Origin of the sequence: Pantoea rwandensis, from assembly GCF_002095475.1 — a bacterium.
Lineage (GTDB): Bacteria > Pseudomonadota > Gammaproteobacteria > Enterobacterales > Enterobacteriaceae > Pantoea > Pantoea rwandensis.
In genome coordinates this window covers 1-25,431 of the sequence record NZ_MLFR01000031.1, presented here as the reverse complement: position 1 = coordinate 25,431, position 25,431 = coordinate 1, and the positions used below count along the sequence as shown (strand labels likewise).

General features: G+C 52.9%; 26 protein-coding genes and 1 tRNA gene. 11 read left to right on the top strand and 16 right to left on the bottom strand.

The features are described 5' to 3' along the window. Window positions 1-9 precede the first annotated feature (9 nt). From hpxK to hpxU, 7 genes are all read right to left on the bottom strand, one after another. On the bottom strand, window positions 10-1,269 hold the full coding sequence (hpxK, locus tag HA51_RS22210; RefSeq protein ID WP_084936892.1) for an allantoate amidohydrolase: 1,260 nt from the start codon (window positions 1,267-1,269) through the stop codon (window positions 10-12). Beyond that, window positions 1,266-2,501, bottom strand: a complete 1,236-nt coding sequence (locus HA51_RS22205) for a pyridoxal-phosphate-dependent aminotransferase family protein (protein ID WP_084936889.1) — start codon at window positions 2,499-2,501, stop codon at window positions 1,266-1,268. Before HA51_RS22205 ends, hpxK begins: the two co-directional genes overlap by 4 nt. 20 nt (window positions 2,502-2,521) lie before the next feature. Then, window positions 2,522-3,253, bottom strand: coding sequence for an amino acid ABC transporter ATP-binding protein (locus tag HA51_RS22200; RefSeq protein ID WP_084936887.1), 732 nt, complete (start codon window positions 3,251-3,253; stop codon window positions 2,522-2,524). Further along, on the bottom strand, window positions 3,234-3,890 hold the full coding sequence (locus HA51_RS22195; RefSeq protein ID WP_045813713.1) for an amino acid ABC transporter permease: 657 nt from the start codon (window positions 3,888-3,890) through the stop codon (window positions 3,234-3,236). Before HA51_RS22195 ends, HA51_RS22200 begins: the two co-directional genes overlap by 20 nt. Further along, complete coding sequence (locus HA51_RS22190) at window positions 3,887-4,555, bottom strand: amino acid ABC transporter permease (RefSeq protein ID WP_038648825.1); 669 nt, start codon at window positions 4,553-4,555, stop codon at window positions 3,887-3,889. The genes HA51_RS22195 and HA51_RS22190 overlap by 4 nt, the downstream gene beginning before the upstream one ends. Before the next feature lie 4 nt (window positions 4,556-4,559). Further along, window positions 4,560-5,345 carry a transporter substrate-binding domain-containing protein gene (locus tag HA51_RS22185; RefSeq protein ID WP_084936884.1) on the bottom strand — a complete coding sequence of 262 codons (786 nt, stop codon included), beginning with the start codon at window positions 5,343-5,345 and terminating at the stop codon, window positions 4,560-4,562. Between the two features lie 192 nt (window positions 5,346-5,537). Continuing rightward, on the bottom strand, window positions 5,538-6,377 hold the full coding sequence (hpxU, locus tag HA51_RS22180; protein ID WP_084936881.1) for a MurR/RpiR family transcriptional regulator HpxU: 840 nt from the start codon (window positions 6,375-6,377) through the stop codon (window positions 5,538-5,540). A gap of 172 nt (window positions 6,378-6,549) precedes the next feature. On the opposite strand from hpxU, the gene HA51_RS22175 reads away from it, so the two are divergent. Genes HA51_RS22175 through hpxZ form a run of 4 tightly spaced genes read left to right on the top strand, consistent with a single transcriptional unit; the run spans window position 6,550 to window position 10,112 of the window. Then, window positions 6,550-8,136 carry a gamma-glutamyltransferase family protein gene (locus HA51_RS22175; RefSeq protein ID WP_084936879.1) on the top strand — a complete coding sequence of 529 codons (1,587 nt, stop codon included), beginning with the start codon at window positions 6,550-6,552 and terminating at the stop codon, window positions 8,134-8,136. After that, window positions 8,136-8,333: an oxalurate catabolism protein HpxX gene (hpxX, locus tag HA51_RS22170; protein ID WP_084936876.1), complete on the top strand. Its 198-nt coding sequence runs from the start codon at window positions 8,136-8,138 to the stop codon at window positions 8,331-8,333. The genes HA51_RS22175 and hpxX overlap by 1 nt, the downstream gene beginning before the upstream one ends. Then, on the top strand, window positions 8,330-9,727 hold the full coding sequence (locus tag HA51_RS22165) for an AtzE family amidohydrolase (protein WP_084936873.1): 1,398 nt from the start codon (window positions 8,330-8,332) through the stop codon (window positions 9,725-9,727). The genes hpxX and HA51_RS22165 overlap by 4 nt, the downstream gene beginning before the upstream one ends. Before the next feature lies 1 nt (window position 9,728). Then, window positions 9,729-10,112 carry an oxalurate catabolism protein HpxZ gene (gene hpxZ, locus HA51_RS22160; protein WP_084936871.1) on the top strand — a complete coding sequence of 128 codons (384 nt, stop codon included), beginning with the start codon at window positions 9,729-9,731 and terminating at the stop codon, window positions 10,110-10,112. A 177-nt stretch (window positions 10,113-10,289) separates the two neighbouring features. Here the strand turns inward: hpxZ and puuE are convergent, their stop codons facing one another. Genes puuE through HA51_RS22145 form a run of 3 tightly spaced genes read right to left on the bottom strand, consistent with a single transcriptional unit; the run spans window position 10,290 to window position 12,734 of the window. Next, entirely contained in the window at window positions 10,290-11,249 is a 960-nt protein-coding gene (puuE, locus tag HA51_RS22155; protein WP_084936868.1) for an allantoinase PuuE, read from the bottom strand. A 34-nt stretch (window positions 11,250-11,283) separates the two neighbouring features. Beyond that, on the bottom strand, window positions 11,284-12,015 hold the full coding sequence (gene hpxA / locus HA51_RS22150; RefSeq protein WP_084936865.1) for an allantoin racemase: 732 nt from the start codon (window positions 12,013-12,015) through the stop codon (window positions 11,284-11,286). Continuing rightward, complete coding sequence (locus HA51_RS22145) at window positions 12,012-12,734, bottom strand: GntR family transcriptional regulator (protein WP_084936862.1); 723 nt, start codon at window positions 12,732-12,734, stop codon at window positions 12,012-12,014. The genes hpxA and HA51_RS22145 overlap by 4 nt, the downstream gene beginning before the upstream one ends. 145 nt (window positions 12,735-12,879) lie before the next feature. On the opposite strand from HA51_RS22145, the gene HA51_RS22140 reads away from it, so the two are divergent. Further along, complete coding sequence (locus tag HA51_RS22140; protein ID WP_084936859.1) at window positions 12,880-14,373, top strand: NCS1 family nucleobase:cation symporter-1; 1,494 nt, start codon at window positions 12,880-12,882, stop codon at window positions 14,371-14,373. A 184-nt stretch (window positions 14,374-14,557) separates the two neighbouring features. On the opposite strand, the gene HA51_RS22135 is transcribed toward HA51_RS22140, so the two are convergent. Both HA51_RS22135 and dnaQ read right to left on the bottom strand, forming a co-directional pair. Continuing rightward, a tRNA-Asp gene (locus HA51_RS22135) sits at window positions 14,558-14,634 on the bottom strand. A 134-nt stretch (window positions 14,635-14,768) separates the two neighbouring features. Further along, on the bottom strand, window positions 14,769-15,500 hold the full coding sequence (dnaQ, locus tag HA51_RS22130) for a DNA polymerase III subunit epsilon (protein WP_084936855.1): 732 nt from the start codon (window positions 15,498-15,500) through the stop codon (window positions 14,769-14,771). A 53-nt stretch (window positions 15,501-15,553) separates the two neighbouring features. On the opposite strand from dnaQ, the gene rnhA reads away from it, so the two are divergent. Next, the gene (gene rnhA / locus HA51_RS22125) at window positions 15,554-16,021 is read left to right on the top strand and encodes a ribonuclease HI (protein WP_084936852.1); all 468 of its coding nucleotides are present in this window, start codon (window positions 15,554-15,556) and stop codon (window positions 16,019-16,021) included. On the opposite strand, the gene HA51_RS22120 is transcribed toward rnhA, so the two are convergent. Further along, entirely contained in the window at window positions 16,006-16,740 is a 735-nt protein-coding gene (locus HA51_RS22120) for a class I SAM-dependent methyltransferase (RefSeq protein ID WP_084936849.1), read from the bottom strand. The two genes, rnhA and HA51_RS22120, sit on opposite strands and share 16 nt — an antisense overlap. Window positions 16,741-16,780: 40 nt before the next feature. Here HA51_RS22120 and gloB point away from each other — a divergent pair, with 40 nt between their 5' ends. The 4 genes from gloB (at window position 16,781) to HA51_RS22100 (ending at window position 21,284) form a co-directional block, all read left to right on the top strand. After that, window positions 16,781-17,536, top strand: a complete 756-nt coding sequence (gene gloB, locus HA51_RS22115; protein ID WP_084936847.1) for a hydroxyacylglutathione hydrolase — start codon at window positions 16,781-16,783, stop codon at window positions 17,534-17,536. A 71-nt stretch (window positions 17,537-17,607) separates the two neighbouring features. Continuing rightward, window positions 17,608-18,978 carry a murein transglycosylase D gene (mltD, locus tag HA51_RS22110; RefSeq protein ID WP_084936844.1) on the top strand — a complete coding sequence of 457 codons (1,371 nt, stop codon included), beginning with the start codon at window positions 17,608-17,610 and terminating at the stop codon, window positions 18,976-18,978. Between the two features lie 274 nt (window positions 18,979-19,252). Beyond that, on the top strand, window positions 19,253-20,581 hold the full coding sequence (locus HA51_RS22105) for an MFS transporter (RefSeq protein WP_139810720.1): 1,329 nt from the start codon (window positions 19,253-19,255) through the stop codon (window positions 20,579-20,581). A 7-nt stretch (window positions 20,582-20,588) separates the two neighbouring features. After that, entirely contained in the window at window positions 20,589-21,284 is a 696-nt protein-coding gene (locus tag HA51_RS22100; protein ID WP_084936840.1) for a cyclase family protein, read from the top strand. On the opposite strand, the gene HA51_RS22095 is transcribed toward HA51_RS22100, so the two are convergent. Next, complete coding sequence (locus tag HA51_RS22095) at window positions 21,281-22,078, bottom strand: endonuclease/exonuclease/phosphatase family protein (RefSeq protein WP_084936837.1); 798 nt, start codon at window positions 22,076-22,078, stop codon at window positions 21,281-21,283. The genes HA51_RS22100 and HA51_RS22095 overlap by 4 nt on opposite strands. A gap of 180 nt (window positions 22,079-22,258) precedes the next feature. Continuing rightward, a complete protein-coding gene (locus HA51_RS22090; protein ID WP_084936833.1) occupies window positions 22,259-23,437 on the bottom strand; it encodes an MFS transporter in 1,179 nt (392 codons plus the stop codon). Between the two features lie 100 nt (window positions 23,438-23,537). Here HA51_RS22090 and yafC point away from each other — a divergent pair, with 100 nt between their 5' ends. After that, a complete protein-coding gene (gene yafC, locus HA51_RS22085; RefSeq protein ID WP_084936831.1) occupies window positions 23,538-24,446 on the top strand; it encodes a DNA-binding transcriptional regulator YafC in 909 nt (302 codons plus the stop codon). Window positions 24,447-24,458: 12 nt separating this feature from the next. On the opposite strand, the gene dkgB is transcribed toward yafC, so the two are convergent. Continuing rightward, the gene (gene dkgB, locus HA51_RS22080; protein WP_084936828.1) at window positions 24,459-25,262 is read right to left on the bottom strand and encodes a 2,5-didehydrogluconate reductase DkgB; all 804 of its coding nucleotides are present in this window, start codon (window positions 25,260-25,262) and stop codon (window positions 24,459-24,461) included. Window positions 25,263-25,431: the final 169 nt, after the last annotated feature.

The window sequence follows — 25,431 nt, the reverse complement described above, 5'->3', positions numbered from 1 at the left end:
GTCACTCCCTTAACCACGCGCCAAATCGCATACCGCTTGCACATAAGCCTGCACGCCCTGTGCCACATCCGTAGCTTGTACCGATTCAGCCGGGTGATGGCTGATGCCACGATGATTACGCACGAACAGCATTCCCACCGGCCAACGTTCTGCAATGGCAATCGCATCGTGGCCGGCGCCGCTTGGCAGTGACAGACTGCGCCCTTGCACGGTTTCTACTGCATGACTCAACGCCTGCTGTAAACGTGCGTCACAAGCCGTGGCGGCAATGCGGTAATATTCGTTGGCAGTAAATGTCAGGCCACGACGTCTCGCTATCGCTTCAGCCTGGTTTAACAGCAAGGATTGCAGACGCTCCAGCGGTTCGTCCTGCGGACCCCGCACATCCAGCGACAGCTGCACTTCACCCGGGATGACGTTGACCGCCCCCGGCAAACAACTCAAGGTGCCAACAGTCGCCACCAGCTGCGGCCCTTGTTCACGCGTGGTCTGTTCGACAAACACCATCCACTCCGCTGCCGCTGCCAGCGCATCTTGACGATGCGTCATCGGCACCGTTCCTGCATGCCCCGCTTCACCAACAAAACAGCAGTTCAAGCGACGCGCACCGTTGATCGCGGTGACCACGCCCAGCGCCAGATCTTCCTGCTCAAGACACGGGCCTTGTTCAATATGCAGCTCAAGGTAGGCGGCAATGTCGTTGACGTCGCGTGCAGCTTGCATGATCTTTGCGCCATCCAGACCAACATCCTGCATGGCTTCCGCGACAGTCGTGCCGTTACCATCGGGATGAGCCAGCCAGCTCTCTGGCCATGTGCCGGTGATACCCCGGCTGCCCAACAGCGTAATTCCGAAGCGCGTACCTTCTTCGTCGCCAAAGCCGACAATCTCAATAGCCAGTGGCAGACGCTGCTGACGTTCATGCAGCCATTGCACTGTCTCTATCGCACTGAGCACACCGAGCATGCCGTCGTAGCGTCCGGCATTGCGTACGGTGTCGAGGTGCGATCCCAGCAGCAAGGCTTTAGCACCGGGCTCTGCTGATTCATAACGCCCACAGATATTGCCTACCGCATCCTGCCAGGTGGTCATGCCCGCCGCCTGCATCCACTCGGCGACGCGGGCATTGGCCCGTAATTGTTCGGGAGACAGGTAAACTCGCGTCAAACCCTCTTCGTTTTCACTGATCTCAGCGAGGGCATCGCAGCGCGCCATGACGCGGGCGGCGGCGGATTGCGCCTCGCTGGCGGTCATCAGGCTATTGCTCATGCGTGGCTCCCGTAATGATCCCACGCTGCCTGCATCGCCGCGCCTTGTGTCGAACGGAAGCCAACATGGTTTAACACCGCTTCCAACGCGCTCAGGGTTTGCATCACACAATCTTTGCGCGCGTTGTAGCCCATGGTGCCGATGCGCCACACTTTGCCGTGCAGCGGACCAAAGGAGGTGCCGATCTCAATACCAAAATCTTCCAGCACCAATTTGCGTACCTGATCGCCATTCACGCCCTGCGGAATGACCACGCCGAGTACGTTGTTCATCTTGTGTTTCAGATCACCAAAGGTTTCAAGGCCCATGCCCTGAATGCCTTTCAGCATCGCCTCGCCATGCAACTTGTGACGTGCAATCCCTTTATCCAGCCCTTCCTGCATCATCAATCGTGCGCATTCGCGTGCACCAAACAGCGCGGTGGTGGCTTCGGTATGATGGTTAAGACGCTCCGGGCCCCAGTAATCCATGATCATGCCGAGATCGAAATAGTTGGAGTAGATCATCTCGTCATCGCCATCCTGATGATCCGCAGTGCGGATGCCCTCTTCCACACACTTACGTTTGCGGATCACCGCTTCCATCTGCGGGCTGAGCGTGATTGGTGAAGTGCCCGATGGGCCGCCAAGGCATTTTTGCATGCCGGCAGAGACCGCATCCAGTCCCCAGGCATCGGTTTCCAGCGCGTTACCGCCCAGTGAAGCGGTGGCATCGGTATAGAACAGCACGCCATATTTCTGGCAGATGGCACCGAGTTGTTCCAGTGGCTGCAGCATGGTAGTGGAGGTATCACCCTGCACCGTCAGCAGCAGGCGTGGCTGCACTTTTTTGATCGCGTCTTCAATTTGGTCAGGGGTGAACACTTCGCCCCACGGCACTTCAATGGTGTGTACTTCGGCACGGCAGCGGCGGGCAATTTCACACAGCAGATGACCAAAGCGGCCAAACACCGGCACCAGCACTTTGTCGCCCGGACGGATAGCCGAGAGCAGAATCGCTTCGATACCGGCGCGCGAGGTGCCGTCAATCAACATGGTCCAGCGGTTTTCGGTACGAAATACACCACGATACAGCGCCATCACTTCATTCATGTAGTGTGTCATCGCCGGATCGTACTGCCCCAGCAGCTGGCTCGACATGGCGCGCAGGACACGCGGATCGGCGTTAATAGGACCGGGTCCCATCAGCAGGCGTTGTGGTGGATTAATTTGCGAAAACTGACTGATATCCATGTGCTATTCCTTTTGAAAACTTAAAGACGGACAGTGGAGATAAACTGTTTAAGCTCGGCGGTCTGCGGGTTGGCAAACAGCGTTTTGCTGTCGCCCTGCTCCCAGACGCGTCCCTGATGCATAAACACCACGCGATCGCCCACATCACGGGCGAAGTTCATTTCATGAGTGACGAGGATCAGCGTCATACCCTCGGCAGCCAGCTGCTCCAGTACTTTCAGCACTTCGCCCACCAGCTCAGGATCGAGTGCCGAGGTGATCTCATCACAGAGTAATACTTTCGGCTGCATCGCCAGCGCACGGGCGATCGCCACACGCTGTTGCTGACCACCGGATAAATTGGCCGGATAGTAGTTGATGCGTTCGCCGAGACCGACTTTCTCCAGCATCTGCGTCGCCAGTTCGCGGCACTCGGCTTCACTTTTCTTCAGCACCCGACGCGGTGCCAGCATCACGTTTTCCAGCGCGGTCATGTGCGGGAACAGGTTGAAGTTCTGGAACACCATGCCAACTGAACGGCTGATTTCACGTGCCTGAGATTCGCGGTCGGTAATCGTCATGCCGCCGAGTTTGATGCTGCCATCCTGATAGCCTTCCAGCCCATTCATACAGCGCAGTAAGGTACTTTTGCCGGATCCGCTGCGGCCGATGATCGAAATCACCTCGCCGTTGTCGATATCCAGATCGACGCCTTTCAGAACGTGGTTATCGCCGTAGTACTTCTGGACCTGATTAATGGTGATGAGCGGCATTGAATTTTTTCTCCAGGTACTGGCTGTAACGCGACAGCGGATAACACATCAGGAAGTAACCCAGCGCCACCAGGCCAAAGACCTTGAAGGGCTGATACGTCACGTTGTTCAAAATGGTGCCGGCTTTAGTCAGCTCGACGAAACCGATAATCGATGCCAGCGCAGTGCCTTTGATCACCTGCACGGCAAAACCCACCGTGGGCGCGATGGCGATACGGATCGCCTGCGGCGCCACCACACGAAACAGCGTTTGACCAAAACTCAGTCCAAGGCAGCGAGACGCTTCCCACTGACCTTTGGGCAAGGCGCGAATACTGCCGTGCCAGATATCCACCAAAAATGCGCTGGTGTAGAAGGTTAATGCCAGCGAAGCGGCGGTCCAGGGCGCTACGTCAATGCCAAACAGTCCAACGCCAAAGAAGGCCAGAAACAGCTGCATTAACAACGGCGTGCCTTGAAACAGTTCGGTGTAGCAGCGAATCAGGCGCGTCAGCCAGGGACGCTTTAACAACCGCAGAAACAGCAGCGGTAAGGTCACCAGCGTGCCGCCGAAAAAGGCCACCAGCGACAGTAAAATCGTCCAGCGCGCCGCCAGCAGCAGGTTGCGCAGGATGTCCCAGTCAGTAAAGGTTGTCATGCGGGCTGCGCTCCAAACCATTTACGCCCCAGCGCCAGCAGCAGCTGTCGCATGGCAATCGACAACGCCAGATAAATCAGCGTGGTCACCAGATAGACTTCAAAACTCAAGAAAGTACGCGACTGAATCAGGTTGGCGGCGAAGGTCAACTCTTCGTATGACACCTGCGACACCACCGATGAACCGAGCATCACAATGATGCATTGGCTGACCAGCGCCGGATAAATACGTTGCAGCGACGGCGGCAGCACCACGCGGATAAAGGTCTGCGTACGGGTCAACCCCAGTACACGGCCCGCTTCCCACTGCCCCTTCGGCGTCACCTGAATGCCGGCGCGGATAATTTCAGTGCTGTATGCGCCAAGGTTAATCAACATCGCCAGCAGCGCTGCTTCGCCCGCCGTCAGTTTCAGACCAAGATTGGGCAAACCAAAGACGATAAAAAACAGCTGTACCACAAATGGCGTATTACGGATCAGCTCGACATAAACGCCCCAGATGCGACTCGCCCAGCTCGGTTTGCCGCTGCGCAGTGCCGCACCAAGAATTCCCAGACTCACCCCACCCACCGTGGCGAGAACCGTTATCTGAATCGTGACCCACAGCCCTGCCAGTAACTCTGGCCAGTGCGGCCAGAGGTCTGCAAAATTGAGTTGCCCAATCATTGCGTTATGCGCCGAGGTTGGCTGGCAGTGGGGCTTTCAGCCACTCTTCTGACAACTTGTTCAGCGTACCGTCTTTGATGCCCTGCTCAATCAACGCATTTACTTTGTCCTTGAGCGCCGGCTCATCTTTCTTCAGACCGATAAAACACGGGGAATCTTTCAGCATGAACTGCGGCACCGGTGCTTTTTCTGCGTTCTGGCGTGCAATCGCAGCCACCACGAGGTTACCGGTTGCGACATACTGCACCTGACCAGAAAGATAGGCCGACAGCGTGGTGTTGTTATCTTCATAACGCTTCACCTGCGCATCCTTTGGTGCAATGTCGCTCAGCACCATGTCTTCCACCGCACCGCGCGTGACGCCGATGGATTTACCGCTTAACGCGGCCGCATCTTTCAAGGTTTCGCCTTTCGGGCCAAACACGCCAAGGAAGAACGGTGCATAGGCGCGAGTGAAATCGATCACCTTTTCACGCTCAGCGTTTTTGCCCATGCTAGAAATCACCAGATCCACTTTATCGGTTTGCAGATACGGCACGCGGTTGGCACTGGAAACAGGGACCAGCTGCAACTTCAGTTTCATCTGTTTGGCCAGGTACTTGGCCATGTCGATGTCATAGCCTTGCGGCTGTAAATCCGTGCCGACTGAACCAAACGGCGGAAAATCCTGTGGCACGGCGACACGAATAACACCACGTTTTTGAATATCCTGCAGTTGGTCGGCCATCGCACTACCAACCTGTGCCATCAGCAATGCTGCGCCTGCGACTGCCAGTAAAACTTTTTTCATTATGCACCCCGGTGAGTTTTCGTGAAACAAAAGATTCTTGATTAATTGATTTGCAACTAATGTGCCAACCGAAGTGCCAAGGCATTAACGCGAGGGAAAATAGATAACCGCAGAGGTTTAGGAGATAAAACGGGCCAGATGCCCGTTAACAGTGGTGATCAAAAAAAGTGCAAAGCACCAAAATGGTGCCCACTATCGGTGTTCTAACTCATCAAGATGCTGATAGAGATCGGCGATTTGGTGAATACGCTGACGCCCTTGCGTCAACATTTCATGCAGCAGCGCGTTGGCCAGCAGATTGATCAGACTCATCGCGGAAGCATAGCTATCAAAGGCGGAGACGCTGTCCAGCGGTGCACATAACTGCCACTGCGCCAGAGTGATAATCCCCTGCGCCTGCGGCTCACACAGCGCCAGTACTGGGATGTTGCTCTGCTGCAACTGCTGCATGAGTGGGCGGATAATACGAGGGCGCCGACGGAAGGCCATCACCACCACCATATCTTCCGGAGTGATATCCACCAGCTCTTCCCCCAGCGTCTGACCGGGCTGTGGCAGCACGTAGACTTGTGGGCGCGCTTGCATCAGCTGCTGACGTAAGTGCAGCGCCACGGGATAAGCGTTACGCATACCAATGATAAAGACCCGTTTAGCACTACCCAACGCCTGTATGACTTCACCAAAGTGTTGTGGATCAATGCTATTCACCCACTGTGTCAGATTCGCCATCTCCTGCTTGTAATGGCGTGACAACAAGGTATTGCCTTGAACTGCGTCGCGATTGTCCGTGAGCGGCATACCGCTCTGGCGCAGCACGCGCAGCTCATCACGCATATCTTTGTATTTTTCATAGCCCAGACGCTTAAACAGGCGGCTCACCGTCGCTTTTGAAACCCCGCTCAGCCTTGCCAGCTCTGCGCTGTTATAGCTGATCAGATCATCAAAATGGTCAAACACAAAGTCGGCAATGCGCTGCTCTTGCGGCGACAGTTGCGGGTAATGACTGCGTAGTCGTTCATCAAGCTGTTTCATCATCGGTCCTGTAACTTTCGTTTCATCACAAGCTAGCACAAATCGATCCAGATTGATGCCGGACCAAAATTGGAACGGCTCTTGCTTGAGTCCTTGCACGGATTTGTAGCGACACAATTTATTGCGCGATGAATCGCACCGCTACAAAAGAATTAATAATGAAGAGTTCACTATGATACAGAGCAACATGGCCCCGCTGGGCATGGCCGTCACCCCACATCATCTCGCCAGTGAGAGCGCACTGGCCGTGCTACGAGAAGGCGGTAATGCCATTGAAGCCATGGTAGCGGCCGCGGCCACTATCGCGGTGGTCTATCCACACATGAACGGGTTGGGTGGAGATGGCTTCTGGCTGGTGGTACCGCCACAAGGTGACCCTGTCGCTATCGACGCCAGCGGCGCAGCCGGCTCACTGGCGCACCTTGATTTCTATCATGGTGAAAGTCACATTCCGCATCGCGGCCCCAAGGCGGCGTTGACCGTGGCAGGGACAGTGAGCGGCTGGCAGGAGGCGCTAACCCTGGCTGAAGAACTTGGCTCAGCCCCCTTGCCGTTAGCTCGTTTACTGCGTGACGCCATTCGCTATGCTGCCGATGGTATTCCTGTTACTGCATCGCAGGCTGCGGCCACTGCAGCAAAGCAACATGAGTTGCTCGATCAACCCGGCTTCGCTGCGACCTTCTTGCCAGACGGCACCGTGCCTGTCGCGGGGAGCCGCTTTACCCAGCCAGCCCTCGCCAATACGCTCAGTGTGCTGAGTGAACAAGGATTAGAGAGCTTCTATCGTGGCGAGTTGGCGCATCATCTGGCGCGAGAAATGAGCGCGCTGGGTATGCCCGTGACGCTGGAAGATCTACAGAAACAGCAAGCGCGCCGCTGCACACCCTTGCACCTGGCACACAGTGAAGGTGACATCTGGAATATGACGCCTCCCACACAAGGGCTGGTGTCACTGGCGATCCTCGGCATCACCGACCGGCTAAATATGGCGGAAGCGGATGAAGCGCAAACGGTACACCGCATCGTCGAAGCCACTAAAAAAGCCTTCGCACTGCGCGACAAGCACATCACCGATCCACGCCACATCGACTTCAATGTGCAGGATCTGCTGAATGCACCACATCTTTCTGCCCTCGCGGCACAGGTAAATGACCAACAGGCTGCGCCATGGGGCACCGGGCGCGGCCCTGGCGATACCGTATGGATGGGCGTGATGGACAGCAGCGGGCTGGCCGTTTCGTTTATTCAGAGCATCTATCACGAATTTGGTAGCGGTGTGGTGCTGCCGGGCACCGGCATCACGTGGCAAAACCGGGGAGCTGCATTTAGCTTGCAGCCGGGCCATCTTCTGGCGCTGGAGCCGGGCAAACAACCGTTCCATACCCTTAATCCTGCCGCCGCTCGCCTGAAAGATGGCCGCACCATGGTGTATGGCTCGATGGGCGGTGATGGCCAGCCACAAACTCAGGCCGCCATTTTTACCCGACATGTTATTCAGGGGCAACCGCTACAGCAGGCCGTTAGCGCACCGCGCTGGTTGCTAGGACGTACGTGGGGCCAATCCTCGGATTCACTCAAACTGGAATCTCGCTTCGCGCCTCAAACCATAGAGCAGCTGCGCCAACTCGGACATGAAGTGGAGTTGCTGCCCGATTACAGCGAAGTGGTTGGCCATGCTGGCGCCATCATCAGACACAACAACGGCATGCTGGAAGGCGCGTTCGACCCGCGTAGCAACGGCAGCGCTGCCGGTTTCTAATGGAGGTTTCAGTGAAGACACAACTTGATTGGGCCGCGTATATCGCCCAGATGGAGCAGATTTTGGCGCTGGAACTGGATGATGCACGCCGTGCCGAATTGCTGACTCAGTTCAACCGTATTGCTGCCATGGCTGAGCCACTGATGTCATTGCCCCTCGATGACAGGCTGGAAGTCGCGGGGGTATTTCATCCATGAAACTGGCCTCGCTTTCGATCAAAGCCTTAAACCAGGCGATCAGCCAGGGTGATATTTTGGCGCGTGATGTGGCAGAGCAAACGCTGAATGCCATTGAGCGGCATAACCCTGCACTCAACGCCTGGACTGAAGTCACAGGCCAGCGCATGCTGCGTGAGGCAGAACAGGTTGATTTAAAAAGACAACGTGGTGAGCACCAGCCAGTGTTGGCAGGCATACCGTATGCGGTGAAAAACCTGTTTGATGTGGCCGGACACAGTACCCTGGCCGGTGCCAGTTTGTTTAGCGAGCGTGCTGCTGCACGTGAAGATGCGTGGGCGGTCAGTCAACTGCGTCAGTCTGGCGCCCTGCTCTCTGGCATGCTCAATATGGATGCTTACGCTTATGGTTTTACCACTGAAAATACTCATTACGGTGCGACACGTAATCCTCGTGATTTGAGCCGAGTCGCAGGGGGATCGTCGGGCGGTTCGGCTGCCGCCGTCGCGGCGGGGCTGGTACATTTCTCGCTCGGCACGGATACCAACGGTTCAATCCGTGTTCCCGCTTCGCTGTGTGGTATCTATGGGCTGAAACCGACCTTTGGCCGTTTGTCGCGCAGCGGCAGTCATCCCTTTGTCGCCAGTCTCGATCATATCGGTCCCTTCGCCCGTACAGTAGAGGATTTGAGTCTGGTTTATGACGCACTGCAAGGTCGTGATGCCCAAGATGCCTTTCAGTCCGCACAACCCTTGGCCACCGTCAGTGATGAATTATCCCAAGGCGCAGAAGGCATTCGCAGTGCAGTGCTGGGCGGCTTCTTCTCAACATGGTGCAGCGATGAAGCACGCTCAGCCGTCGCGACAGTGGCAAAAGCGCTGAATGCCCAAGAAGAAGTCACCTTACCCAATGCGGAAATGGCCCGATCAGCAGCCTTCATCCTGACCGCAGCAGAAGGTGGGAATCACTATTTGCCTGCACTGCGCAACATGCCGGGGCAGTTTGAACCTAACTCACGCGAGCGCCTGCTGGCAGGAGCCATGTTACCCTCAGCCTGGTATGTGCAGGCACAGCGCTTCCGTCGTCACTTCCAGCAGCAAGTGTTGCCGCTATTTGAACAATTTGATGTGCTGATTGCACCTGCCACGCCGTGCACCGCAACCACCATCGGGCAAGAGACGATGCATATCAACGGTCAGGATTTGCCGACTCGTGCCAGCATGGGCATGCTCACTCAACCGATTTCTTTCCTGGGTTTGCCGGTGTGCACCGTTCCCCTGCAAACGGCCAGTGGATTGCCGATAGGCCTGCAATTGATCGCGGCACCCTTCAAAGAACATTTGGCGTTGCGCGCTGCCTGGGCATTGCAGCAGCAGGGAATCACACTGCCGCAAACCACGTTAATGGATGCTTAAAATGACACCTGAACATATTGACCGTCCCGCTGTACTGGCTGAAGTCACCACGGCGTTTTACCGCTACGAAGAAGCGCTGGTGAGCAACAATGTTGATGTGCTGGATGAGCTGTTCTGGCATGACGATCGCACCGTGCGCTTGGGTGCGGGCGAGAATCTGTATGGCATTGATGAGATCCGTGCGTTTCGCTCGGCCCGGCCATCGAAAGGGTTGGATCGAACGCTGCGCAATACGGTGATCACCACCTTTGGTGATGATTATGCCGTGTGCAGTACCGAGTTCACCCGCGAAGGCGTGGAGAAAATAGGTCGCCAGCAGCAAACCTGGGTGAGATTACCCTGTGGTTGGCGCATTGTGGCCGCACAGGTGAGTTTAATGTCGTAGCCGAGCGATTTGCGCGCGTGACTGCTGCTTTCTGACTGCGGTCTGATGCGCAATAGGTGAGGTGAACCCCAAAAGTTGGACACCATTCCATAGGTTGCGCCGCTACCCTGTGCGAACATTCAAGTTCGCCACTGGCCATTAACACCATCCGGTAGCGGCGCGATTTATCGCGCGATGTTAAACAGCAGGTGCGGGATGCGTTTCCATCCAGTGCTCAGCTATCTGCTGGCGCGTACAGATCCACACGTTGTCATGCTGCTGAATATGATCGAGGAAGCGCTGTAAGGCGCGGAATTTTCCTGGGCGCCCGAGCAAACGACAGTGCATACCAATCGACATCATCTTCGGCGCGGTGTCGCCCTCTTCATACAACACGTCGAAGGTATCGCGCAGATAGACAAAGAACTGCTCAGCGGTATTGAAGCCCTGCGGTGAGGCAAAACGCATGTCATTACATTCCAGCGTGTAGGGAATGATCAAATGCGGCTTCACCGTCCCATCCTGACAGGTCACCTGCGTCCAGAAAGGCAAATCATCACCGTAGTAATCGCTGTCATAACTAAAGCCGCCCTGCTCTACCACCAGACGGCGAGTATTCGGACTATCTCGGCCGGTGTACCAGCCGGTGGGTGCTTTACCAAAAAGATCGCGCAGCACATCGACCGCCTGCTGCATATGTTGGCGTTCGGTTTTCGCATCCATCGATTGATAATGGATCCAACGCCAGCCGTGGCTGACGACATCGTATTCGGCGGTTTTAATCGCCTCGACGATCTCGGGATGACGAGCCAGCGCCATCGCGACACCAAATACCGTTAACGGCAATCCACGCTTCTGAAATTCATTATGAATGCGCCAAAAACCGGCACGTGAACCGTACTCATACAGTGAATCCATCGACATATGGCGATCGGCATAACTGGCTGCGCCAATGATGTCGGAAAGGAATTGCTCCGAACCGGCGTCGCCATGCAGCACGTTATTTTCCGCGCCCTCTTCGTAATTAAGGACAAACTGCACCGCCACTTTGGCTTTACCCGGCCACTGTGCATGTGGGGGGTGATTCGCATAACCAATAAGATCACGCGGATAGTTTTTGTTGAAGCTGTACTCTTTCTTTTCAGATACATCACTCATTCTGCAAATTCCTTAGTCAGTCCTCAACCAGCCCTTAGTTTAGGTGCTGAAATGCGCCGCTGAGCGGTTTTTCAATCGGATAATCTAGATCGCCATGTTTGCTGGTGCCAAAGCCCAGCGCCACCAGCGACTCCACCATTTTGACTGCCGCACTAACACCATCAATCACCGGCATGCCCAGCTCTTTGGTGAGTTCCTGGGCCAGTGAAGCCATTCCCCCACAGCCCAGTACAATCGCGCCGCTGCCATCTTCTCGTTTCGCCTCAATACAGCGCTGGCGCACTTTTTCTTGCGCCACGCCGCTGCCATCTTCCAGAGCCAATACCGGTAAATCGATGGCATGCAGCGCGGCGCAGTGATGGGTAAATCCATATTGCTGCAATAAATGGCGAGCGATCACCAAGGTACGCGGCAACGTGGTGACAATGGAGAATCGCGTGGCCACCAAGGTCGCAGTATGCATCGCCGCTTCAGCAATGCCGATCACCGGGCCGCTCGCCAGTTCACGCGCTGCCAGCAGCCCCGGGTCGCCAAAACAGGCAATCACATGACCGCTGACGCCCTGTGCTTTGCCACGTTTGACCTGTTCAAGCACGCCCACCGCCGCAATCGCCTCATCAAAGTGGCCTTCAATAGAGGGCACGCCTTGGCTGGGGCATACCGCCAGAATTTCAGTGCCTGGTGCGGCCACGGCACGGGCGGCAGCGCCGATGGTTTCCGTCATCGCCACGCTGGTATTAGGGTTAATTACCTGAATCAACGTCATGATGCGGCTCCTTTATGACCGGAAAATAACCGGGAGAAATCTGGCAGCGTTTCGCCACTGCGCTCGAAGTGCAGGCTGGTCACGATGTGTTCAAAGTGATGCTGCAAAGCATGAGTGAGTGCAGGGAGATCTTTTTGCCGCAGCAACGCCACCAGACGATCATGATGATCACAACGGCAACCGCGTTGCCACGGCGCACCGTAGGCCGCAATCACCAACGACGAGCGTTGCGTCAGTCGTGTCACCATATCGGTCAGCACTTGATTGCCAGAAATCGCCTGCAACTGAATATGAAAAGCGGCAGATAAACGAATGGCGGCAGCCCCATCGTGTTGTTCATGAGCCTGCTGCTCCTCATCTATTAAGGTACTCAGCGCAGCAAGATGCGGTGGCTGGAGATGAGTGAGAACGCCAGGCAAGTTAGCGCACTCCAACAAACTGCGCGTGGCAAAGATATCGCGTGCCTCCTCCACGCCCGGCGTCGCCACTTGTGCACCACGTCTGGGCGACAGCGTGATCATTTGCACCGCAGCGAGGCGTTGCAACACTTTCCGAATGCCGGTTCGGCTGACGCCAAATACCTCTGACAATGCCTCTTCCGGCAATTTGCTGCCCGGCGGTAGCTGATGTTCGACAATGGCGTTTAGCAACGCTTGATAGATGGGTTCGTCGCGATCATTCAGATCGGCAGCCGTTTTCTGGCCTGTTTCGCTCTTCATTACCTGCTCCGGCAAGTGACTGTGCATGGCACATCGTATACGTGAAATTAATTTTTTGTATACAAGAAATCAATTTTGGCCTGGATCCTGCAACACCGTTTCACGCAGTGATTATTTTTCCCATGTCGTTAGAGGAGCAGGTTTCATGCCAAATCATTCTGAAGTGACCTCCGGGGTGGCCTCTGGAGCCAACGCCCACTATAGTCCGCGCTTGTGCAACGAGGATCTGGCCCCGACACGTGACCAAAACTGGTCCTGGTACAACATTTTTTCTTTCTGGATGTCCGATGTGCACAGCATGGGCGGCTATGTGGTGGCTGCCAGCTTCTTTACTCTAGGATTGGCGAGTTGGCAGGTGCTGTTGTGCTTGCTGGTGGGGATTTGCATAGTGCAGCTGTGCGCCAATCTGGTGGCGAAACCTAGCCAGATGGCCGGCGTACCCTATGCGGTTATCTCACGTCAGGCATTTGGCGTGTTTGGCGCCAACATTCCCGCGGTGATTCGCGGATTAATTGCCTTCGCCTGGTACGGTATTCAAACCTATCTGGCTGCCAACGCACTGATGCTGGTGCTACTGAAGTTCTTCCCTTCTTTAAGCAGCATGACCCAAAGCAGCTGGTTAGGCTTATCGCAGCTTGGCTGGTGCTGTTTCGGGGTGATGTGGTTGCTGCAGGCCATGGTGTTCTGGCATGGCATGAGCGCCATTAAACGCTTTATCGATGTGGCCGGTCCGGCAGTCTATGTGGTGATGGTGGCGCTGGCGGGTTGGATTGTATACAAAACCGGCTTTGACGGTATCTCTTTCACGTTGGCCAGCAAGCAACTGAGCACCGGTGAACAAACCTGGCAGATGATCACCGCAACCGCATTAGTGGTGTCTTATTTTTCTGGGCCGCTTCTCAACTTTGGTGACTTCTCCCGCTACGGTAAAAACATGGGTGAGATTCGTCGCGGCAACCGCTGGGGCCTGCCGTTTAACTTCCTGCTGTTCTCTATTGTTACCGTGGTAATCGTTTCCGGTACGCAGTCACTGTTTGGCAGAATGATCACTGATCCGATTGAAACAGTGAGTATGGTCGGTAACGATGTCGCGGTGGCGATTGGCCTGCTGACGATGATCATCGCCACCATCGGTATCAATATCGTCGCAAACTTTGTCTCCCCGGCCTTTGACTTCTCTAACTGCTCGCCACAGAAAATCAGTTTCCGTACCGGTGGCATGATCGCGGCAGTGGGTTCGGTGCTGCTGACGCCGTGGAACCTGTTTCAGTCTCCGGAATTGATTCATTACACCCTGGATGTGCTGGGTGCCTTTATCGGGCCGCTATTTGGCATTTTGGTGGCTGACTTCTACCTGATTAAACGCAGCAAAGTCTATGTCGATGATCTGTTTGATGACACGCCGAAAGGACGTTATTGGTATCGCGGAGGTTTCAATCCTAAAGCGATTGCCGCCCTGCTGCCGTCGGTGGGGATTGGTTTGGTGATCAGCTTTATTCCATCGCTGCATGCCGTTGCCAATTTTAGCTGGTTTATCGGTGTGGCTTTGGGTGCAGGCTGTTATCGCTGGTTGGCGCGCGCCGACCTTGAGGGCTCTGTTGCAGCCTATCCTGGGAAAGTGGCGGTACAGAAAGATTAATGAGTTGGCCGCTATTAATGGCGTAATATCGCTCACTTAAGCCAATGTGTGCGTATTTAACCCGGTACGCATGAATGCGTACCCTACAAAAACCGCAGCGAAAAATGTAGGGTCACTCAAGCATTTATGCTGGGACTGGAAAAGCAAAAAGCCGATGCATTTCTGCATCGGCTTCTTTAATGATTGGCGGAACGGACGGGGCTCGAACCCGCGACCCCCTGCGTGACAGGCAGGTATTCTAACCAACTGAACTACCGCTCCGCGCTTTGTTCCCCGTCGAGAACGAGGCGAATATTAATGGCAGCCTCACCCTCCGTCAACGCTTTTTCTAGGGGAATGATTCGTTTGCCGTTTTTTTCATCTCACTGCCGCTTTTACACGCAAAATCAGCTGTATCAGGCTCGCCACAGGCAACTGCCACCCTTTTTCAGCACTAAGTCCAGACGGCTTTCATGTGCCATCATTTCTTCGTCGCTGGCGTTGACTACGCGTAACCCTGAACTCGGACGCGCAATACGCTGAATATTATCGCCACCCGATTGGCCGCTATGCTCACTATCCAGTGAAAAGGCCAGCGATGTCTGACCACCCGTCATCATCAGGAAGACTTCCGACAGAATCTCGGCATCGAGCAAAGCGCCGTGTAGCGTACGTTTGCTGTTATCAATTTCGTAGCGGTTGCATAGTGCATCTAAGCTGTTGCGCTTGCCCGGATACATCTTGCGCGCCATCGCCAGGCTATCGGTGATCTGACAGAACGTATCGGTTTTGCCTATACCCCGCTTCAACATGCCGAACTCGTAGTCCATAAAGCCGATATCGAACGAGGCGTTGTGGATCACCAGTTCCGCACCGCGGATATACTCAAGGAATTCATCAGCGATGTCAGCGAACATCGGTTTATCGGCGAGGAATTCATCCGCAATACCGTGAACGCCAAACGCTTCCGGATCCACCAGACGATCGGGCTTGAGGTACATATGGAAATTATTGCCGGTCAGGCGACGGTTAATCACCTCAACGGCACCGATTTCAATGATGCGATGTCCTTCATAGTGCACACCGATCATATTCATGCCGGTGGTTTCTGTATCGAGGACGATCTGGCGGTTATTTGCAGTGCTCATAGGACTCGTTTTATGTCAGACTTGGCGTTTTGTCAGAAGGAAGTCTACCAGAGATGCGCAAACAGGTAGAAATATTCACCGATGGATCCTGCCTCGGTAATCCCGGCCCTGGCGGCTACGGCGCCATTTTACGTTATGGTGCACATGAAAAAGAGTTCAGCACCGGTTATCGCCTCACCACCAATAATCGCATGGAAATGATGGCAGCAATTGTCGCACTTGAGGCGTTGACTCAGCCCTGTTCCGTGGTGCTCAGCACCGATAGCCAATATGTGCGTCAGGGCATTACGACCTGGATTCATAACTGGAAAAAACGTGGCTGGAAAACTGCTGATAAAAAACCGGTGAAAAATGTCGATCTGTGGAAGCGGCTGGATCTGGCATTAAGCACGCACGAGATCCAGTGGGAGTGGGTAAAGGGTCACGCCGGCCACCCGGAAAACGAACGCTGTGACGAACTGGCGCGCAGTGCCGCCGGTAACCCAACGATGGATGATATCGGTTATCAGGTCGAATCCTGATCCTTCACTTCGCGAAACTGGCGTGTAGCGTTAACCGTTTGTCGCAGTTGCGCTTTGCTTGGGCTCTTCTTCATTTTGGTGGGCGTTAAAGGGAAGGTTCTTTTACGTGCCACCACAATGTTGAGGCACCCCAGCGCCGGCAGATGCGCACTGATGACCTTTCCTCCTTGTCGATGCCATGGCACTACCTGAAAACGAGTGCGGTACACCACTTCATAATTCAGCAAACTGAGCCAATCAAGCAATCTCGTCTGGCTGAACATACGCCCACTCCATGGCGCTCGCTTGTACAAGCCGGGAATACCTTTACTGATCCCCAACAGGCTAAACGGATTAAAGCCGCTGATAATCATCCATCCGTCATCAATCAATACACGATCCACCTCCCGCAACACGCGGTGCGGATCCTGACTCCATGCCAGGGTATGTGCCAATAAACAGGCATCGATAGATTTCGCTTCAAAGGGTAATTGCGTCGTGTTGGCAATCACCTGTAGGTCATCGCCCTCAATGCCCACATTCACTTGATGCGATATGGCACACTGACGGGTATTGATTTCTGCGCTAAGGCTGCCAAGTTTAAGCATATGAAAGCCATAAAGCTTTCCAAGGTATGGCTGTAACTGCTGAGTGAGCGCATCACGAAAATAGTCTCCCCATGGCATGTCGCGCCAAGAGCGCGGCGCAGTGAGAATCTGGCGTGTTTTAGCTGGCTTCATGCTCTACCATCATCCTTATTCTACGACCTGAGAGGTGTTTATGAATCTTACCAGCATTCCCGCATTGCAGGATAACTACATCTGGACACTGACTGACGATGATAAAAATTGTTTGATTGTCGATCCCGGTGAAGCCCAACCAGTACTGGATAAAATCAGGGTTAACCACTGGAAACCCGTTGCTATTTTGCTCACCCATCATCATCACGATCACGTTGGTGGGGTCGCAGAATTGCTGCAGCACTACCCTGATATCGACGTTTTCGGCCCAGCAGAAACCCAGGAAAAAGGGGCAAAACGCATTATCGCTGAAGGGGATAAATTTACGCTGCTTGGGCTAAATTTCCGTGTCATCGCAACACCCGGACACACTTTAGGACATATCTCATATTTCAGTTCACCTTATCTTTTCTGCGGCGATACGATGTTTTCAGGTGGCTGTGGACGTCTCTTTGAGGGCACCGCAGAGCAAATGTTCAATTCATTTCAAAAGCTTAACCAGCTCCCTGCGGACACCCTGATTTGCTGTGCACATGAGTACACTTTATCCAATATGAAGTTTGCTGCGGCTATTCTGCCCCATGACCCGAAAATTTTGGCAAGGTATCAGCAAATTAAGGACTTACGTGCAGAAAATCACATTACTTTGCCCACAAAATTGGCGTTAGAGAGGGAAATAAATTTATTTCTCCGTACGCAAGATGCTGATTTACAAAAGGCTTTAGGGACTAATGTAGCATCGTCGCCGTTATGGCAAACATTTGCCGATCTACGCGAGAAGAAAGACCGTTATTGATATTTCTGGTTGTGTTGTGTGGACCCCTAACGTATAGTTGCTCGTCTTTTAAGCGAACTATTGACACACACATGAAGGCTAAAGCGATCTTACTCGCCTCAGTCTTGCTGGTAGGATGTCAGGCATCAAGGAATGACGCCAATATCCCCGTACAGCATGCACAGAGCCTGTCTTCAGCTGGTCAAGGTGAAAATGGAAAGTACGGAGATCGATTGTTGTCGCCGCGATGGCAGGATGATGGAACAAGCCTCGCAGAAGATACTGATCTCTGGAATCACATTAGTGACGAGTTGAAGATGGGGATTCCGGAAAACCCCCGGATCCGCGAACAAAAAACAAAGTACTTAAGAAATAAGAGCTATCTCCACGATGTAACATTACGGGCAGAGCCGTACATGTACTGGATAGTCGAGCAGATACAGAAACGTAAAATGCCGATGGAACTGGTACTGCTACCCATAGTGGAGAGCGCTTTTGACCCACATGCAACATCTTCTGCGAATGCCGCTGGCATCTGGCAGATTGTTGCACAAACGGGCAAAAACTATGGTTTGAAACAAAACCAATGGTACGACGGGCGCCGCGATGTGGTGGCCTCGACCAAAGTTGCGCTGGATATGATGCAGCGTCTGAACGGTATGTTTGACGGTGACTGGTTATTAACAGTCGCTGCCTATAACAGCGGTGAAGGACGTGTGCTGAAAGCGATGAAACAGAATAAGGCGCGCGGCAAGCCGACTGACTTCTGGCATTTATCGTTACCACGCGAAACCACGGTCTACGTACCTAAGATGTTGGCCTTGAGTGAAATTCTCAAGAACAACAAGCAGTACGGTATCAAGTTGCCTACCCCGAACGAAAGCCGTGCTTTAGCACGCGTGGAAGTGGGACAGCAAATTGAACTGACGCAGGCCGCAGATATGGCGGGTATGTCGCTCAACAAGTTGAAGAGCTTCAATGCCGGTTATAAAAACGGAACCACTGCGCCAAATGGACCGCACTACATTATGGTGCCAAAGTCCAACGTTGCTAAGCTACGCAATTCACTGGCTTCCGGTGATATTGCTTCCGTGCAGCCTACTGAAATGGCGAAAGCCAGTGCAGCAGGAGATAATTACACGGTACGTAAAGGCGACACCTTGTCAGCAATTGCTAACAAGCTTGGCGTAAGCGTCAGTGCACTGAAACAGCAGAACAACCTGCGCAGTGCTTCAGTACGCATCGGTCAGAAGTTGACCGTTGGCGGCAAAGCAACGCAGCTGGCTGATAACGGCAACAGCATCACCTACCGTGTACGTAAGGGTGATTCTTTTGCCAGTATTGCAAAACGTCATGGTGTGAACACACAAGACGTTATGCGCTGGAACAGTGACGCTAAAGACATCCAGCCGGGCGATAAGCTCACGCTGTTTGTGAAGAATAGCGCAACACCTGATACTTAATGCTCCGAAAAGGCTGACTTTTGTCAGCCTTTTTCATTTTCTATCCTCTTTCCTCTTCTTCCTGCTCTATTCCTTACGGCTTTAATCCCGATTAAAAACCCTTGCGCGTGATATTGCTCAAATAACCACCTGACAATTCTTGTATGGTAGACCACGCCCGACAAGGTTAACAAAAGACGCAATTTAGGTAGCTTAAATGTTACAAAAACTTGCGTATTGCGCCGCTGGAATGTTGTGCCAACGCGGCTTGTAACCATCAGTTGGAAAAGGGTTGATGATGAGTGATAGCTTGAATGAGCAGCTGAGTGCTGACGAAAAAAATTCAACACCACAGCAGAATACAGCGACGAAAAAATCGAGTTGGCTGCCGCGTGCCCACCCTCTTTCCTGGGCGATGCTGGTCATTACGACACTGGCAATATTAATGAACTCCATCGATCGCATCATCCTTCCTACCCTGCTGCCAGCCATTATGAAGGATTTCAATTTAAGTGAAGTCCAGGCAGGCTGGATAAACTCATTGAGCTTCTTTGGAACCCTCTCCGGCGCCGTTCTTTTCGGTCTGCTCTCTGATTACATGGGGAGCGGCTACCGTCGGTGCTACAGCTGGTGTCTTGCGGTTTTGGTGGAAATCATCTCAGGCGTGGCGACCGCATTCTGTAAGACGCTGGGTGCCTTCCAGGCGCTTCGCATATTCATGGGTATGGGAACGGGCGGCTCAGAACCCATTAATGTCGCGTTGCTAGGAGAATGGTGGCAGAAAGAGAACCGAGGGTTTGCGATTGGCGTTCATCACACCGGCTTCCCACTTGGGCAGTTCCTCGGCCCCGTACTGATTGCTGCCATCCTGATGTTCGGTGACTGGCGTCATGCTTTTCTTTTCATTCCTCTCATTGGGCTGGTGATTGTGGTGCTACAGCTCATTATCGGCACCAAAAAGAACCATCAACGCGTGTTCAATTGGATCGATGAAAATAAGTTAACTCGGCCTATCGAAGCTAAACCGCAAAAATCGAGCCTGAAAAATTCATTTAGCTGCTTAAAAAATCGCAACTGCCTGATGGCAATTGCTTTGGTATTTGGTTTTATCTGGGCAGAAATGGGCATTGCTAACTTCTTAACACTGCAGCTCACACGCGAAGTAGGGTTGGATCTCTCTACCGCCGCGATTATCTCTGGTGCTTCGGGTATCACAGGTTGGATCGGACAAATTGCCTGGGGAAGCTTCTCCGATAAACGCGGACGCAAAACCTCCCTGACGTTCATTATTGCCGGTTGGATTCTCGCTTGCACACTGTGCATTTTTATCCACTCAGCCACACTGGCTTGGGCAATTTTAATTTTCTGGGGAGTGTTCCGCAATTCACCTTACCCAGTGGCCTATGCGCTGTTGATTGACTCATCACCACATGCTGCAGCTTCGAGTCTCGGCTTGATGATTGGTCTGGCTGTCGGCATCGCGGGTATCTTAGTTGCGCCCGTGAGTGGTTGGATTATTCATACCTGGGGCTTTAGCGTTCACTATCTCGTCATTGTTGGCATGCTGCTGCTTTCATGCATTCCGCTCGCCCTGCTCAAAGAAACCGTAAACGTGAAGAAGTGAGAATCAAATGACCCATTTATGGACGCAACTTCGCAACAGCAAACTGGTTGAACTCAACCACTTGCATCAAATCAGCATGCCAGTGTGGCCAACGCACCCTAAATTTACTGTGGCAGATAACGAAAGCTACCAAGGTGGGGACGGTAACTACAACTGTCAGTTGGTGATGGGGGACCACTGCGGTACCCATGTGGATTCACCCTCACATTTTATTGAAGGGGGTAAAACCATTGAACAAATAGACGTGCGCCAACTCATTGGCCGTGGCCTGTTGCTGGATATGCGCAGTATCGCCCCTCGTAATACATTTGGTGTAGAAGAGATTCAAAGATGGGAACAAGAGTTCGGCCAGATTGAAGCTGATGATATTGTGATTTTTCGTACAGGCTGGCACGAAAAATGGGCGCTTAAACCCGAGCACAGCGCCTTTTTGCAAGACTGGCCCGGACTCTCAGCGGAAGGGGCAACCTATTTGATTCTAAAAGGCGTGCAGGTATTTGGCACTGACGCACTCTCATTAGATGCATTCGCAAACGAGGGTAATCCCGTCCATCTGGAGGTGCTTGGCAATGACAAACTGATTATTGAGAACCTGGCAAATCTGCATTTATTGCCGCCTCGTTTTACCTTTATCGCTTTGCCGCTGCGCATTGCTCACGACTCCGCATCGCCAGTTCGAGCTATTGCGCTCATTGAAGATTAGCGAACAAAGCCGGGTGTAAACTCTACCAGTAGTGGATTGTGGTCGGACGCCCGAGTCACTAACACCGAGGCTTCACTAACGTTCATATCTCGGTAGAAGACAAAATCCAGCGGGCGACCAAAGGCTTTACGTCGGTGGTCGTCCGTGAAGTTGACTTCACGTAAGGCCATCTCTTCGGCAAAACGATAGAGCGCGTTCATACGCTGGCGACTCCAGGCGTTAAAATCCCCGGCCATGATAACAGGCCCGCGATGGTGCTGAATTTGCTCACCAATGGGTCCTAGCTGTTTGCTATAGACATCCACTCCGAGGCTGAAATTTACTGCATGGATATTTACTACCATCAGCATTTCGCCCGTCGGGAGAGGATATGCCGTCACCAACGCTGATTTTGCCAGCCGCAGCAAGGGTTCGCGTTCCCGCAGCGGGCAGCAATAGACTGGATGTGCAGAAGCCAACGTCATGACGCCCGAAGGGTGCTGGGGCAACACAAAGGCTGGAACCTGGTCGGCCGCCAGATAGTTACTCGTGGCAAATTTGACAAGCTCAGGTGTGGTTTGTGCTTCCTGCAGCAGCACCAGATGGGCATCCTTACCAAAACCCTGTAGCACTGACATCCAGTCTGCACGCTGCTGCTTGAAGATATTCCAGACTAAAACCCGCAATGCTGGGTCCGCAGGTAAGGGTGCGCCGGGCGGCAGCGCCTGCCCTAGATGCAACATCGCCCCTGGCGGAAATATCCGCTCAGCAGGCTGCCCCGCTACATAACGCATTGCATAAGTTTTCTTTCGCACTTTCCCGCCTGGCTGATTTACGACTACAACTTCACCTGATAGTTATAGGGATTTTAGTGCGGGGTTTCAATTGATGTTCTTCATTGTCGGAATTTGCTTCACAGCAAATTGAAGCAAAAAGCCCTACTTGTTGGATATCCAACTTTCGGGATTTAGTTCATCTGGCGGTTTTTTGTTGCTCTACTCTGTCGCTAATTCTGCACGCGACTTGTCAAGATGACCGCTCAATCGTACCAGTAATAGTGCGAAAAACACGATTACCGCACCGACCCAAGGCGTTTGAGCCAAACCGTAGTGCTCAACGATATGTCCCCCCACTAATGAGCCCAGCGCGATACCAATGTTAAAAGCCGCAATATTCAGACCTGAAGCCACATCAACTGCACCTGGCGCATAGGAATCTGCTTTTTGCACCACATACACCTGTAGTCCCGGCACGTTAGCAAAAGCAAAAATTCCCATCACCAAAACTGTCACCAACGCCATATAGTGCGAGCTGGCGGTAAACTGAAACAGCAGCAACAATACGGCCAATGCAGCAAAGATCAGCGTTAATGCAGACACGGCGCCATGACGGTCAGCCAATTTGCCGCCCCAAATATTACCGATAGCCACGGAAATACCGTATCCCAGCAAGATGACACTCACAGCGGAAGGCGAGAACCCAGCCAATGACTGCATCATCGGCGCCAGAAAAGTGAAAGCCGTGAATACGCCACCATAGCCCAGCGCCGTGATGGTATATATGAGTAACAGGCGTGGGTTGAGCATCACACGAGCTTGTTGTGCCAGTGTGGTAACAGGAGGTTGCGCAATATTACGCGGTACCAGAATCATACTGCTGAGCAATGCAATGACACCCAACAGCGAAACCGCAAGGAAACTTTCACGCCAGCCAAAGTGCTGACCAATCAAGGTGCCCAGAGGTACACCGGTGACCAGTGCTACGGTTAAGCCACCGAACATGATTGCAATGGCACTCGCCGCTTTTTCTTTACTGACCAAGTTCGTCGCAATCGTCGCCCCCACAGAAAAGAAGACGCCATGTGCCAGCCCCGTGAGCAAACGCGCAATCACCAGCGTCTCATAGTTGGGAGCCAACCAGGCCACCAAATTGCCGGCCGTGAAGAGCACCATGAGACCCATGAGCAACTGCTTACGCGGCAGCTTTCCAGTTAAAGCGGTGAGTACAGGTGCACCGACCGCGACACCCAGTGCATAGATAGAAACCAGCATACCTGCTGAAGGCAGTGTGATGCTGAGTTGTTCTGCGATTGTAGGGATCAGACCCACGATAACAAATTCGGTGGTTCCGATAGCGAAGGCACTGATGGTAAGCGCCCAGAGTGCAAGTGGCATGATTGACTCCCAAGAATGTTTTGATGGGCGTCATTATCGACTCATGCTTTAATGACAAAAAGGTGCAAAGTAAGAATAGACTTTTGCTGTGGAGAGCATAATGAAAGCGTCATCAGATGAGTTAAAAGTCTTTATTGCTGTAGTAGAAAGCGGCAGTTTTAGCCGAGCCGCCGAGCAATTACAGATGGCCAATTCCGCCGTTAGCCGCACAGTGAAAAAGCTTGAGAACAAATTGGGTGTGGCATTGCTTACGCGCACAACGCGGCAACTCGCTTTGACACATGAAGGTGAGCACTACTTCCGACGCGTGCAAAAACTGATGCAGGAGATGTCTACTGCCGAGAATGAGTTGATGGAGCGTCAGCAAGCACCAAAAGGGGTGCTGCGCATTGATGCCGCTACACCGGTCATACTGCATTTGATTCTCCCCATGATTAAACCCTTTCGAGAGCGTTATCCTGACGTTAACCTGTCGCTGATTTCATCTGAGAGTTTTATCAATCTGATCGAACGTAAGGTCGATGTGGCCATTCGCGCAGGTAATCTGATCGACTCAACGTTACGGGCGCGCTTGCTGTTTATTAGCTATCGCAAGCTGGTAGCGACCCCGTCATATTTAGCAAAGTATGGCGTTCCCACTTCCACTGCTGACCTTGCTCACCATGAATGTCTCGGCTTTGTGGAACCATTGCGTTTAAACCGCTGGCCAATTTCAGATAATGGCCGTGATCTTTATGACATTGAGCCGGGAATGTCCTCGAATAGTGGTGAAACTATCAAACAACTGTGCCTTGATGATCAGGGCATCGCTTGCCTGTCTGATTACATGGTCGATAGCGAAATTGCGGATGGAACCTTTATCGAGGTATTGGCAGATCAGCGCGTGCCCGTGGAAATGCCTTTTAATGCGGTTTACTACAGCGATCTTGGTGTCAGTCAGCGCGTACGCGCATTTATCGATTTTCTCAGTGAATGGGTTAATCATCAGCCCTGGCGAATGCAGGGCTGATGGTTTTGTGACTTAATCCCAGTTTGGCGCCAATCCTTCTGGGCTAACTAAACGCTGCTGGCGATCCAAGGCCGCGATTTGCACCATATCTCCTGCATCAAGCTTAACGCGAGCAGCCTCCATATTACTGGCCAGGTTTTCACGCTTGGTTGATGAAGGAATGACGGCATATCCTGACTGCATCGCCCAACTCAGAACAACTTGTGCAGGCGTTGCCTGATGCTTTTGTGCAATAGCCTGAATCGTGCCATCCTTCAGTGCCTCACCGTAAGCTAGCGTCATATAAGAGGTGATATGCATCCCCTGCTGTTTTGCAAACTCGACGACCTCACGGTTCTGTAGGAAAGGATGCAGCTCAATCTGGTTCGTAGCGATATTTTCAATACCCACCGCTTCAATCGCCTCTTTCATCAGAGCAATCGGGAAGTTTGATATCCCAATTTGTCGTGTCAGACCCATCTCTTTAGCGGCCATCAATGCCTGCATGCTCTCTTTCACTGAGACTGCAGCACCAGGAGATGGCCAGTGAATCAAAGTAAGATCGACATAGTCAGTACGTAGTTTTGACAGGCTTTGCTGCAAGCTCGGTATCAGTTTTTCAGCTGAGAGGTTTTCGATCCAAATCTTAGTGGTAATAAAAAGTTGATCACGCGCTACGCCACTTTCAGCGATAGCTTGGCCAACAGCAGCCTCATTTTCATAGACTTGAGCGGTGTCAATGGCACGGTAACCCAGTTCCAGTGCTGTCTTTACGGAATGAATTACAACATCGTCTTGCAGGCGGAAAGTACCTAAACCAAAGGCAGGGATTGTCATGTTTTCCTCATCGTTTTGTGGATTATTTCGATGGGAAGCATTGTGGCAGCATTATTATTGCTGAAAAATCCGTTTATAAGCAGAAGAATATTGCGAATAAATCAACAATTCAGCTTGAATTTTAGACATGAAAAAGCCCTGACTTATTAAGTCAGGGCTTATCAATTAA

What these genes read in the sequence shown, in the direction of transcription:
- rnhA (WP_084936852.1), top strand. Translation starts at nt 15,554, where the DNA reads ATGCGCAAACAGGTAGAAATATTCACCGATGGATCCTGCCTCGGTAAT.
- HA51_RS22190 (WP_038648825.1), bottom strand. Translation starts at nt 4,555, where the DNA reads ATGATTGGGCAACTCAATTTTGCAGACCTCTGGCCGCACTGGCCAGAG.
- HA51_RS22090 (WP_084936833.1), bottom strand. Translation starts at nt 23,437, where the DNA reads ATGCCACTTGCACTCTGGGCGCTTACCATCAGTGCCTTCGCTATCGGA.
- HA51_RS22100 (WP_084936840.1), top strand. Translation starts at nt 20,589, where the DNA reads ATGACCCATTTATGGACGCAACTTCGCAACAGCAAACTGGTTGAACTC.
- gloB (WP_084936847.1), top strand. Translation starts at nt 16,781, where the DNA reads ATGAATCTTACCAGCATTCCCGCATTGCAGGATAACTACATCTGGACA.
- HA51_RS22140 (WP_084936859.1), top strand. Translation starts at nt 12,880, where the DNA reads ATGCCAAATCATTCTGAAGTGACCTCCGGGGTGGCCTCTGGAGCCAAC.
- hpxK (WP_084936892.1), bottom strand. Translation starts at nt 1,269, where the DNA reads ATGAGCAATAGCCTGATGACCGCCAGCGAGGCGCAATCCGCCGCCGCC.
- HA51_RS22205 (WP_084936889.1), bottom strand. Translation starts at nt 2,501, where the DNA reads ATGGATATCAGTCAGTTTTCGCAAATTAATCCACCACAACGCCTGCTG.
- dnaQ (WP_084936855.1), bottom strand. Translation starts at nt 15,500, where the DNA reads ATGAGCACTGCAAATAACCGCCAGATCGTCCTCGATACAGAAACCACC.
- HA51_RS22175 (WP_084936879.1), top strand. Translation starts at nt 6,550, where the DNA reads ATGATACAGAGCAACATGGCCCCGCTGGGCATGGCCGTCACCCCACAT.
- HA51_RS22165 (WP_084936873.1), top strand. Translation starts at nt 8,330, where the DNA reads ATGAAACTGGCCTCGCTTTCGATCAAAGCCTTAAACCAGGCGATCAGC.
- HA51_RS22105 (WP_139810720.1), top strand. Translation starts at nt 19,253, where the DNA reads ATGATGAGTGATAGCTTGAATGAGCAGCTGAGTGCTGACGAAAAAAAT.
- hpxA (WP_084936865.1), bottom strand. Translation starts at nt 12,015, where the DNA reads ATGACGTTGATTCAGGTAATTAACCCTAATACCAGCGTGGCGATGACG.
- hpxU (WP_084936881.1), bottom strand. Translation starts at nt 6,377, where the DNA reads ATGAAACAGCTTGATGAACGACTACGCAGTCATTACCCGCAACTGTCG.
- puuE (WP_084936868.1), bottom strand. Translation starts at nt 11,249, where the DNA reads ATGAGTGATGTATCTGAAAAGAAAGAGTACAGCTTCAACAAAAACTAT.
- mltD (WP_084936844.1), top strand. Translation starts at nt 17,608, where the DNA reads ATGAAGGCTAAAGCGATCTTACTCGCCTCAGTCTTGCTGGTAGGATGT.
- HA51_RS22145 (WP_084936862.1), bottom strand. Translation starts at nt 12,734, where the DNA reads ATGAAGAGCGAAACAGGCCAGAAAACGGCTGCCGATCTGAATGATCGC.
- HA51_RS22195 (WP_045813713.1), bottom strand. Translation starts at nt 3,890, where the DNA reads ATGACAACCTTTACTGACTGGGACATCCTGCGCAACCTGCTGCTGGCG.
- hpxZ (WP_084936871.1), top strand. Translation starts at nt 9,729, where the DNA reads ATGACACCTGAACATATTGACCGTCCCGCTGTACTGGCTGAAGTCACC.
- hpxX (WP_084936876.1), top strand. Translation starts at nt 8,136, where the DNA reads ATGGAGGTTTCAGTGAAGACACAACTTGATTGGGCCGCGTATATCGCC.
- yafC (WP_084936831.1), top strand. Translation starts at nt 23,538, where the DNA reads ATGAAAGCGTCATCAGATGAGTTAAAAGTCTTTATTGCTGTAGTAGAA.
- HA51_RS22120 (WP_084936849.1), bottom strand. Translation starts at nt 16,740, where the DNA reads ATGAAGCCAGCTAAAACACGCCAGATTCTCACTGCGCCGCGCTCTTGG.
- HA51_RS22185 (WP_084936884.1), bottom strand. Translation starts at nt 5,345, where the DNA reads ATGAAAAAAGTTTTACTGGCAGTCGCAGGCGCAGCATTGCTGATGGCA.
- HA51_RS22200 (WP_084936887.1), bottom strand. Translation starts at nt 3,253, where the DNA reads ATGCCGCTCATCACCATTAATCAGGTCCAGAAGTACTACGGCGATAAC.
- dkgB (WP_084936828.1), bottom strand. Translation starts at nt 25,262, where the DNA reads ATGACAATCCCTGCCTTTGGTTTAGGTACTTTCCGCCTGCAAGACGAT.